This is a genomic window from Lachnospira hominis (ex Liu et al. 2021) (genome assembly GCF_014287955.1).
GTDB lineage: Bacteria > Bacillota > Clostridia > Lachnospirales > Lachnospiraceae > Lachnospira > Lachnospira hominis.
In genome coordinates, this window is sequence record NZ_JACOPD010000011.1 from 35,921 (window position 1) to 46,752 (window position 10,832).

The following is a 10,832-nucleotide window of genomic DNA, read 5'->3' on the forward strand; positions in this document are numbered from 1 at the left end:
ATTACATTGCCTCCTTTTTAAACTGTGAGTAATAGATTTCCTGATAAACTTCGCATCCTGCAAGAAGTTCATCATGCGTGCCGATTCCTGCAACTTTGCCATCATCAAGAACAATAATTTTATCTGCATGCATAAGTGAAGCTGCTCTCTGAGATACTATGAAAAGTGTCGGCGATGACTTCATCCCGCGTATTGCTTTTCTTAATGCAGCATCTGTTGCAAAATCAAGTGCCGATGCACTGTCATCAAGAATTAATATATCAGGTTTTCTCACCATTGCACGGGCAATAGTAAGACGCTGTCTCTGACCACCAGAAAGGTTCTTTCCTCCCTGGTCGATAAACGCATCAAGTTTTCCGTCCTTTTTCTCAACAAATTCCCTTGACTGCGAAATATCAAGAGCTTCCATTATCTCATCATCTGTCGCATCTTTTTTGCCCCATTTCATATTGTCACGAATTGAGCCTTTAAATAAAAGTGCTTTCTGCATAACAACAGCAACATGATTTCTAAGCGACTCTATATTATACTCTTTTACATTTCTGCCATTAATCTTTACTTCGCCCTCTGTTGCATCATAAAAACGTGCAATCATATTTACAAGTGAAGACTTACCAGAACCGGTACCACCAATGACACCGACTGTCTCTCCCGGCATAACTGAAAAGTTAATATCTGTAAGAGCTTCCTCTCCACCACCGGCATATTTCAGACATACATTTTTAAATTCAACAGCCGGAACCTGTGTATTTTTCCCTGTTTCAGATATATCAAGTTTTCCATCTGCCATACTTGATTTAACTGCAAATACGCCATCAATCCTGTTTGCACATGCAAGAGCCTTTGTGATATTAATAACAAGATTAGCAAGCTTAATAAGCTCTACAAGAATCTGTGACATATAGTTGTAAAGAGCAACTACCTGTCCCTGTGTAAGTGTGCCGGAATTAACACGTACAGCACCAATCCATATAAGCAGGATTATAGAAATATTTACAACAGCATATGTCAAAGGATTCATAAGTCCTGAAATCTTGCCTACAAACTTCTGCAGATGATTGAGCTCTTCGTTAGACTTTTTGAATCTGTATACTTCTTCATTTTCCTTATTAAATGCTCTTATTACACGCACACCAGTAAGGTTTTCTCTTGTTATTCCAAGAATCTTATCAAGACCAGCCTGAACTTTCTTGTATAAAGGCCTTGTCGAAAGCATTATACCGAATACAATTACCGCAAGTATAGGAATTGCACCTACAAATACAAGTGCAGCCTTAACATCTATTGTAAAAGCCATAATCATTGCACCAAATACAATAAATGGCGAACGTAAAAACAGTCTTAAAACAAGGTTTACACCATTCTGCACCTGATTAATATCACTTGTCATTCTTGTTATAAGAGTGGATGTTCCGATTGTATCCATCTCAGTAAATGAAAGACTCTGTATATGTTTAAACAAATGATGTCTCATCTGTGTAGAACATCCTACAGCTGCTTTCGCTGCAAAATACTGTGCTGTAATGGAAGATGTAAGTCCTATTATTGCAAGTGCAACAAGCACAAAACACATCTTTACAATATATCCCTTGTCTGCACCTGCAATACCTACATCAATAATTGCTGAAACTACAAGTGGAACAAACAGTTCAAATGTCGCTTCCAGCATTTTAAAAAGAGGTGCAAGCACACACTCTTTTTTATACATTTTTAAATACATCCAAATTCTTTTCATTAGATTTTAACTCCATTCAGCTTTATATTTATTCAAAAGGTTTATTATCTTCAATAACCTTTTTCAAAGCTTTAGCAGATTCCTGTAATTTAGTAATCTCATCATAGTTGAGAGAAATTGGAACTTTTCCCTGTGCACCATTCTTACCTACAATTGCCGGCATTGAAAGTGCCACATCCTCAATTCCATATTCACCATGCATCATGCTTGAAATTGGCATTATTGACTTTTCATCACGTACAATCGCTTCACATATACGCTTTACAGACATTGCAATTCCATAATATGTTGCATGTTTTTTTGCAATAATTTCATACGCACTGTTTTTAACATCATTAGCAATCTTTTCCATAGCTTCATGATGATTATAGTGACCTCTCATCTCACAGAAATCATTCAAATCAATACCAGATACATTTGCACTGCTCCATGCGGCAATCTCGCTGTCACCATGTTCACCGATTATAAATGCATGAACACTTCGGCTGTCCACCTGAAGATGTGAACCCAGTGCCTCTTTTAATCTGGCTGTATCAAGCACTGTACCTGAACCAATTACCCTGTTTTCAGGGAATCCGCTGAGTTTTACCGCTGTATATGTGAGAATGTCAACAGGATTTGCCACTATAAGAAGAATACCTTTGCAGTCTCTTTTCTTAATTTCAGGAATAATAGTTTTGAATATTCCTATATTTTTCTTTACAAGATCAAGTCTTGTCTCGCCAGGCTTCTGGTTTGCCCCGGCTGTTATAACAATAATTGACGCATCAACAATATCGTCATAACCACCTGCATATATTTTCATAGGTCTGGCAAATGGTGTTCCATGACTGATATCAAGAGCTTCACCTTCTGCTTTATCATGGTCTGCATCAATAAGTACCATCTCAGAAAACATACCACTCTGCATAAGTGCAAATGCTGATGCAGAACCCACAAAACCACAGCCTATTACTGCAACTTTTCTGAGGTTGACACTACCATAGTCAATTTCTTCTCTGCTTGTCTGGATATTTTTCTTTTTTAACTCATTACTTTCCATTTTCTAATTTCCTTCTTTCTATAAAACTACAAAAAAAATATATGATAAACTATTATTAAGACAGTGCAATCACCGAATGAATTTTTCCTTCAACTGTCATTATTATATAATGTATATTATCTTCATATAAATATCTGCACTTAACTTCATCCTGTGGACGGATTTCCCGTTTGTACCAGATTCTTACCTGATTGAAGTTCTCATTATTATATACATCTTCAGGAAGCATCTCATATGCAGCATCAAGATAATTGATATTATGCATATGCATATTGATATCAATATCTCTTCTTTGAATGTTATAAATCATTTCTTCTGCATTTTCAAACATTTCTTTTGAATATTCCGGTTCTGAAATCTCATCTTCAAAAACAGCCCTATCTTCTGATTCATACAATGCAGCTATATCTTCTGTAAGCCTTACCGGTCTTCGTCTTTCTGTATCAGTAAGAATCCATCTTGAGCTTCCTATTGCAAGTATTTCCCCATCTTCGTCTTTTAATTCAAAATCTCTGTATGCACACAGTCTGTCAATCTTTCTCGACCATGTTGATGCATCAATTATACAGCCATATACAGGACGCTTTATAACCTTGATTTTCCAGTCAAGCAATACCCATGCCCTGTGTTTTGTCTCAACTTCAAGCACTCCGTATCCAACGTTAGCAGAATGGGCACATGCAATATCTTCCATAATAGAAAGAAGAGCCTTATTAGTTGCCTGACTGTTATGTGCAACATCTTCTATTCCTATTCTATACCTTTCTTTATAAACCATACTATTTCCTCCAATTTATCCTTGTTAATAATATCACATAACAAAAAGCAGGACAATGATGGATTTATCCAATCATTATCCTGCCTGTCTGCTTAAATCACTTTTTTATAAGCGGCTTATCGTCAACCGCAATCTCATATATGCTTCTTCTGCTTATCACGCCTATATCCTCGAGCGTGTTAATCATGCGGTAAACTGTTGCGGTGCCTATGCTGCTGTCTTTTTTGGCTGCCTTATAATAAATCTCCTTACAGCTGTTGCAATTGCCTTCAAGTATAATATCAAGCAATATCAGCCTCTGTTTTGTTATCCGGCATCCATTGTCTTTTAATTTTTGAATAACACATTCTTTGCTCATAAGTTCCCCTCTCGTTTATCTGTGACAGCGGCCGCCACAGCTGCTGCAATCACCTCCGCAAGATGACCTGCCATTTTTCTTGTCCTTATGCATTCCTTTTAATATTAATCCTACTACGCAGACAAGCACTGCTGCAACGACTACTGTTCCCATAAAGCTGCCCCTTTCAATAACAAATAACTTATTATCAATTATGCCTTAGCACTCTTTTTTACATTTACTTTTAATGTATTACTTTCCTTATATGGTCTGAATAAGAGATAAAGGAATCCGATTACAAGTGCAAATGCTACTATTGTCCAGAAATTAACTGTACCATGTGCAATAAGGTTACCGATATTGTAAATGCAAAGTGAAACTACATAAGCAAATCCACACTGATATCCAATTGCTGCCCAAGTCCATTTAGGGCTGTTCATCTCTCTCTTAATAGCACCGATTGCTGCGAAACAAGGAGCACAGAGAAGATTGAATGTAAGGAATGAAAATCCTGCAAGTTTCGTGAACTGAAGTGCAAGTTCTCCGTATACAGGAAGTTCACCACCGCCATAAAGGATACCCATTGTACCTACGATATTTTCCTTAGCCACAAGGCCTGTAATTGATGCAACGGCTGCCTGCCAGTTACCCCATCCGAGTGGATGGAAAATCCATGCAATTGCACTACCAATCTTAGCTAAAATACTCATATTAATTTCATCTTCTGCTAACATACGGAATCCATCATCTGTAAATCCAAAGTATGTTGTAAACCAAACAACGATTGTTGAAAGAAGAATGATTGTACCGGCCTTCTTGATAAATGACCATCCACGCTCCCACATGCTTCTTAATACGTTACCAACTGTTGGAAGGTGATAAGCAGGAAGTTCCATAACGAATGGAGCCGGATCTCCCTCGAATAACTTTGTCTTTTTAAGAATGATACCTGAAACAATGATTGAAGCCATACCGATAAAGTACGCTGATGTTGCTACCCATGGTGAACCACCGAAAATAGCACCTGCAATCATTGCAATAAATGGAACTTTTGCTCCACAAGGTATAAATGTTGTTGTCATAATTGTCATACGACGGTCTCTTTCATTCTCGATTGTACGAGAAGCCATGATACCCGGAACACCACAACCTGTACCTACAAGAATCGGAATAAATGATTTTCCTGAAAGACCAAATCTTCTGAAAATTCTATCCATGATGAATGCAATACGTGCCATGTATCCACATGCTTCCAAAATAGCAAGTAATAAGAATAATACTAACATCTGAGGTACGAAACCAAGTACAGCACCTACACCGGCTACAATACCATCAAGGATAAGTCCCTCCAGCCAGTCTGCACAACCGATTGCATCAAGTCCATCACCAATAAGTACAGGAATACCAGGAACCCATACCCCGTAATTTGCAGGGTCAGGTGCTGCACCTTCATACTTGATTGCCAAATCAATTGCTTCTTTAATGTCATCAGCATCTGCTGTTTCATCTTCTGTTGCAAGTGTTTCTTCATCTTCTACAGTATAATCGACAGAATCTGTTGACTTAACCATAGCCTTTAAGCTTTTAAGTGCTGCAACTGCCGCTTCTGAATCATAATCATCTGACTCTGTGTCGATTGCTTCTGCAATATCATCAGCCTTTGTTCCGAGACTTTCTACATATGCAGCAATGATTTCGTCTGAATCACCGTATTCATCTGATGCTTCTTCATATGCTGATGTACCGATTCCAAAAAGATGGAAGCCATCACCAAATAAACCATCATTGGCCCAGTCTGTAGCTGCCGAACCAACTGTTACCATTGAAATATAGTAAACAAGAAACATAATTGCAGCAAATATTGGAAGTGCAAGAATTCTGTTTGTTACAACTTTATCAATTTTATCTGATGTTGTAAGCTTATCTTTCTTCTGTGCTTTCTTTACACAATCACCAATAATTGAAGAAATATATGTATATCTCTCGTTTGTAATAATACTTTCTGTATCATCATCAAATTCATCTTCGAGTGCCTTGATTTCATCTGAAACATCAGGAATTGTTGTAAGCTGCTGTCCAATTTTATCATCTTTTTCAATGAGCTTTATTGCAAAAAATCGCTTCTGTTCTTCTTTGACATCTGTGCCAAGCTTATTTTCAACAGAAGTAATTGCTGACTCAACACTTGCTGCAAATTCATGAACAGGTGCTTCTGCTTTCTTACTTGCAATCTCAATAGCCTTGTTTGCTGCTTCCATGATGCCGGTGCCTTTAAGAGCTGAAATCTCAACCACCTCACAGCCGAGTTTCTTGCTGAGCTTATCAGTGTTAATAACATCTCCGCTCTTCTTAACCAGATCCATCATATTGACAGCCATAACAACAGGAATACCAAGTTCCATAATCTGAGTTGAAAGGTAAAGGTTTCTTTCAATGTTAGTACCATCAATAATGTTGATAATGGCATCCGGTCTCTCACCTATAAGATAATTTCTTGCAACCACCTCTTCAAGAGTATAAGGTGATAAAGAATAAATACCTGGTAAATCCATGATTGTAACATCTTTATTACCTTTGAATTTACCTTCCTTTTTTTCTACTGTAACGCCCGGCCAGTTTCCGACAAACTGATTAGAACCTGTCAAAGCATTAAACAATGTTGTTTTACCGCAGTTTGGATTACCTGCTAATGCAATTTTCAAAGACATTTCTATCCTCCTAATTAATGTTAGTCTTTCTATCTTTTGTTAGCCTCACTATCTTTTGTTCGTTCTCGCTAACCATTATGTAAAAAAAACACCCTATGCCACTTCAATCATCTGTGCATCAGCTTTTCTTATAGAAAGTTCATAACCTCTTACTGTAACTTCAATAGGGTCGCCGAGAGGTGCAACCTTTCTTACATAAATTTCAACGCCCTTAGTGATACCCATATCCATGATGCGTCGTTTAACCGGTCCTTCTCCGGTAAGTTTTGTAACCTTTACCGTCTGACCACAGGCAACGTCTTTAAGTGTCATCTCTTTTTCTCCTTCTTTCATATTATATTCACGCCAGCCGGATTTGCACTAAACCATAATCTTGTTAGCCATCTCTTTACCAATAGCCACGCGGGAATCTTTGACATTAACAATCAGATTGCCATTTGTCTCAGAAATAACCGTAACGGTACCGCCAACTACAAATCCCAGCTTCTCCAAAAAGCTTCTAACGTCGTCTTTTCCTCCGACTTTTTTAATAATATTAGGTTCGCCCTGATTTGCCATACTTAACGGCATCATTTTATTCCTTCTTTCTTTTGATTATTGATAATTAATTTCATTTCCAGCAAGGTTAGTATATGCTAACATGTCTTAGATGTCAAGAACAAATATTGAATTTTTCTAATTTTTTTTAGTTGTATCTACTCATGGTTATAAACCATAAACATTTAATATTTGAAATCAAAATTCATTTATTCATATATTTGAAACAAAAAATCATTTATTCATTTGTCTTTGTCGCCATTTCGTGTTAAACTATTGTTAAATTTATGAATCTTAAATTTGTAGTATTATAGAATTGGAGTGAAGTTGTCATGAATACAAACGAATCAGCAGAAAATTATCTGGAAACAATACTCATGCTCAGTAAACGACTTCCGGTTGTTCGTTCAGTAGATATAAGTAATGAATTAGGATTTAAAAAATCAAGTGTCAGCGTAGCAATGAAAAATCTTCGTGAGAAGAATCACATAACAGTATCTGATGCCGGTTTTATCAACCTTACACAGTCGGGTCGTGAAATAGCCGAAATGATTTATGAACGCCACGAATTCCTTTCAAAATGGCTCATAAGCCTCGGTGTTCCTGCGGAAACTGCAACTGAAGATGCATGTAAAATTGAACATGTTTTAAGTAAGGAAAGTTTTCAGGCAATTAAAGATTTTGTCAAAAAATCGCAATTAGATTAAAACAACAGAATTTAATGCTGTTGGATTCAAAAATTTGGAACTGAGAGATGTCGCTTTAACAATTGAAAATCGTTGAGGCGACATCCCCTTTTTATTAATGTATATCATTCAATATTTTTATTTTGTGGTGTGAAATGGAAAAAATAATATTTGATAAAATAACCAAAAGTTATGAAGACATAATTATCGAAAACATAAATCACGAATTCACTCTTGACAAATCTGTTGCATTTGTTGGACGAAACGGCTGTGGAAAAAGCACCCTATTAAAGATGATTGCAGGATTAATGAAACCAACTTCCGGAAAAATAATTTACAGTAATAAATTCAATATAAGATATGTTCCCGATAAATTCCAACCTGTTAATATGATAGCCAAAGAATATATTAAAACCATGTGCAAGATAGACGGAATTAAAACAAGCAATACGGACACAATTATAAACAAATGGTGTGAACGTTTTGAAATTTCCGATATGATAAACAAAAACATGAAATATTTATCTAAGGGAACTCTTCAAAAAATTGGTATCATTCAAGCTATTATTGTATCTCCCGATATTCTTATACTTGATGAACCTTTGTCAGGTCTGGATATGAAATCAAATAAAATGTTTGTAAATGCTGTAAATGAGCTACGTAAACAGGGAACATGTATTTTTTTATCAAGCCACGAACTTGATTTGGTTAATAACATAACCGATTCTATATATACAATCAGAAACAAAAAATTACTCAAGTATAACAAATCAAAATCAGTCCAATATACTATAATATTTGATGAATACACCGATACGGATTGGTTCCGCAATAAAAAAATCAAAGTCAATGAAAATGAGCTGCAAAAAAAGCTAATGGAAATGCTGCAAAACGGAGCAGAAATAAAAGAGGTTCATAAAAATGATTCATATGATTACATATAACTTAAAATTATTTTTGAGAAGTATTAAAGGAATATTACCATTTGTAGTAATGCTGATATTTATCGGTTTAACATACTATCCCGGTACAAATACGACAATACAAACAGCGGTAACAACATCGTGTTTCTTTATGTTTTTCTTAATGATATATATAGGTTATATTTTATGTAACAACGACTTGGATATTTCCGAACAATGTATATATGTTAGATGCCGCAATAAAATAAACTACTATTTATATAAAGTTATATGTGTATTAATATTCAGTATAGTTTTAAATTTAATTTTGTTTACATCTGCATGTCTTTTCAGCATCGGCAGTAAAAACGCCCTCACAATCATTCTTTGGTACATTTCTGCCGTAAGTGTCGGATTCTGTGGTGGTGCAATGGGGCAGATGTTTCACCCTGCTATTATAAATAACAGAAAGTTTTCTACTGTTTTTATAATATTAATAAGCACATTATGTGCATGTAAAACAAATATTATAAATTCACACCCCGTACTTCATTACTTATTTTTTGTATTTCCGCCAATTGAAAATTTTACATCAATTTGCCAAATATCAAATTGGGGAGAATTTATAATAATTGCAAAAGAAACACTCATATTTTTAATTTATGGCATAATCTATGAAACACTAAAATCATTTATATGGGAAAAAAGGAAATTTCTGATGTAATCTATACAAAATAAATCAACTGCCGTGAATTTTGTAAGTTCATGGCAGTCAATATATTTTCATGTAAACATGTACAGTTGTTATATTCTCCTACTGTACAAATCAATAGCTTTAATCATTAATATTATCAACTGCTAAATTATATTCCGCTTCTGAATAACACTCTAGAATCTTATCCTTTGGGACATTAAGTTTAATCATGTTTTTAATTGCTTCAGTATTTGCCATTTGTGTTCCTTGTTCAACGCCTTGTATAATACCTCGCTCAATTCCACATTCGACTCCATCATTAAAACCATCATCATAGCTGATATTTTTCTCATTTTTTATATGCTGTTCTTCGTTATATTCTGTCAGAATCATGTCACGCACCTCCGCTGTATGCACTGATAATACTTCTTTTAGAATATTATGGCTTATGGCTTGGTTAATTGCAAGTGTAACGGCTGTGTTAATATCATTTTCCTGTGATATATAGTCACGGATTAGACCGATAAATGATGCATAATCGTGAAGCAGCCTGCATTTTTTCATCAATTCCGCGTTATTACCAATATTTATGTTAATCATATGAGCGGTGATTTCCATTGCCGGTTGAAATTTTGACGAATTACAGTTGCTGGATGTATCGCTGGCAGTGACTTGATTTGAATTATAATTATCCGATTTTTTCACAAACGCATCCGACAGCCTCAGCGTACACCTTTCCGGCATCTCCTGACGACCATTGTAAAATATTATGTAGCGTGGTATTGGAATCTGTGCTCGTTTTGATGAGTAGATGTCGATATTATTTTCAGCCACATATTTTTTATAAAGACTTGAGAAATAAAACAATCCTCGGAGCGGCATATTTGGATTAAATGTGCTCTGATGCTCAAAAAGTGACATCTCACTTCCAAGAATAAAAGATATGTCATTCTTATAAGACATATAGACAATATCTTCAAGAGTAGTAACGGTTAAATCAGATACATCCGTATAGTCAGTACTGTTCAACGCATTATACAAAGATAGTAAATCCTTAGGATTTTTAAAGATAAACCGAAACAGGGCATCCTTATGGTTCCGGTTCAAAAATGGTTCATTGGTCAATAGGCAGTCCTCCTTGTAATGATCATTGTATTTCTAATTTCTATCATCTTTTATTGCAGCATTATACTCCGCTTCTGAATAACACTCTAGAATCTTATCTTTTGGGACATTAAGCTTAATCATGTTTTTTATTGCTTCTATTTTTCCATCATTAAAACCATCATCATAACTGATATTTTTCTCATTTTTAATATGCTGTTCCTCGTTATATTCTGTCAGAATCATGTCACGCACCTCCGCTGTATGCACTGATAATACTTCTTTTAGAATATTATGGCTTATGGCTTG

At 35.5% G+C, this 10,832-nt stretch carries 12 protein-coding genes and 1 pseudogene; 3 read left to right on the forward strand and 10 right to left on the reverse strand.

What is annotated here, in order from left to right; all coding sequences use genetic code 11:
- Position 1: 1 nt before the first annotated feature.
- From H8S01_RS12795 to H8S01_RS12830, 8 genes are all read right to left on the reverse strand, one after another.
- Positions 2 to 1,735, reverse strand: coding sequence for an ABC transporter ATP-binding protein (locus H8S01_RS12795; protein WP_021866278.1), 1,734 nt, complete (start codon positions 1,733 to 1,735; stop codon positions 2 to 4).
- A gap of 28 nt (positions 1,736 to 1,763) precedes the next feature.
- Positions 1,764 to 2,777 carry an L-lactate dehydrogenase gene (locus H8S01_RS12800; RefSeq protein WP_021866279.1) on the reverse strand — a complete coding sequence of 338 codons (1,014 nt, stop codon included), beginning with the start codon at positions 2,775 to 2,777 and terminating at the stop codon, positions 1,764 to 1,766.
- Between the two features lie 55 nt (positions 2,778 to 2,832).
- Complete coding sequence (locus H8S01_RS12805; RefSeq protein WP_186837431.1) at positions 2,833 to 3,555, reverse strand: acyl-[acyl-carrier-protein] thioesterase; 723 nt, start codon at positions 3,553 to 3,555, stop codon at positions 2,833 to 2,835.
- A gap of 97 nt (positions 3,556 to 3,652) precedes the next feature.
- Positions 3,653 to 3,913 (reverse strand): transcriptional repressor, encoded by a 261-nt coding sequence (locus H8S01_RS12810; protein ID WP_021866281.1) that lies wholly within the window; start codon positions 3,911 to 3,913, stop codon positions 3,653 to 3,655.
- A gap of 15 nt (positions 3,914 to 3,928) precedes the next feature.
- On the reverse strand, positions 3,929 to 4,066 hold the full coding sequence (locus H8S01_RS12815) for a FeoB-associated Cys-rich membrane protein (RefSeq protein WP_186837432.1): 138 nt from the start codon (positions 4,064 to 4,066) through the stop codon (positions 3,929 to 3,931).
- A 38-nt stretch (positions 4,067 to 4,104) separates the two neighbouring features.
- Positions 4,105 to 6,600: a ferrous iron transporter B gene (feoB, locus tag H8S01_RS12820; protein WP_186837433.1), complete on the reverse strand. Its 2,496-nt coding sequence runs from the start codon at positions 6,598 to 6,600 to the stop codon at positions 4,105 to 4,107.
- 93 nt (positions 6,601 to 6,693) lie between these two features.
- Positions 6,694 to 6,912: a FeoA family protein gene (locus H8S01_RS12825; protein WP_021866283.1), complete on the reverse strand. Its 219-nt coding sequence runs from the start codon at positions 6,910 to 6,912 to the stop codon at positions 6,694 to 6,696.
- Positions 6,913 to 6,960: 48 nt separating this feature from the next.
- Complete coding sequence (locus H8S01_RS12830; RefSeq protein ID WP_021866284.1) at positions 6,961 to 7,173, reverse strand: FeoA family protein; 213 nt, start codon at positions 7,171 to 7,173, stop codon at positions 6,961 to 6,963.
- A 296-nt stretch (positions 7,174 to 7,469) separates the two neighbouring features.
- Here H8S01_RS12830 and H8S01_RS12835 point away from each other — a divergent pair, with 296 nt between their 5' ends.
- The 3 genes from H8S01_RS12835 (at position 7,470) to H8S01_RS12845 (ending at position 9,449) form a co-directional block, all read left to right on the forward strand.
- The gene (locus tag H8S01_RS12835; RefSeq protein WP_021866285.1) at positions 7,470 to 7,844 is read left to right on the forward strand and encodes a metal-dependent transcriptional regulator; all 375 of its coding nucleotides are present in this window, start codon (positions 7,470 to 7,472) and stop codon (positions 7,842 to 7,844) included.
- Between the two features lie 134 nt (positions 7,845 to 7,978).
- A complete protein-coding gene (locus tag H8S01_RS12840) occupies positions 7,979 to 8,767 on the forward strand; it encodes an ATP-binding cassette domain-containing protein (RefSeq protein WP_186837434.1) in 789 nt (262 codons plus the stop codon).
- Positions 8,745 to 9,449, forward strand: coding sequence for a hypothetical protein (locus H8S01_RS12845; protein WP_186837435.1), 705 nt, complete (start codon positions 8,745 to 8,747; stop codon positions 9,447 to 9,449). The genes H8S01_RS12840 and H8S01_RS12845 overlap by 23 nt, the downstream gene beginning before the upstream one ends.
- A gap of 111 nt (positions 9,450 to 9,560) precedes the next feature.
- Here the strand turns inward: H8S01_RS12845 and H8S01_RS12850 are convergent, their stop codons facing one another.
- Together H8S01_RS12850 and H8S01_RS12855 are read right to left on the reverse strand one after the other, a co-directional pair.
- On the reverse strand, positions 9,561 to 10,544 hold the full coding sequence (locus H8S01_RS12850; RefSeq protein WP_186837436.1) for a hypothetical protein: 984 nt from the start codon (positions 10,542 to 10,544) through the stop codon (positions 9,561 to 9,563).
- Between the two features lie 33 nt (positions 10,545 to 10,577).
- Positions 10,578 to 10,832: pseudogene (locus tag H8S01_RS12855) on the reverse strand (hypothetical protein); the annotation flags it as partial.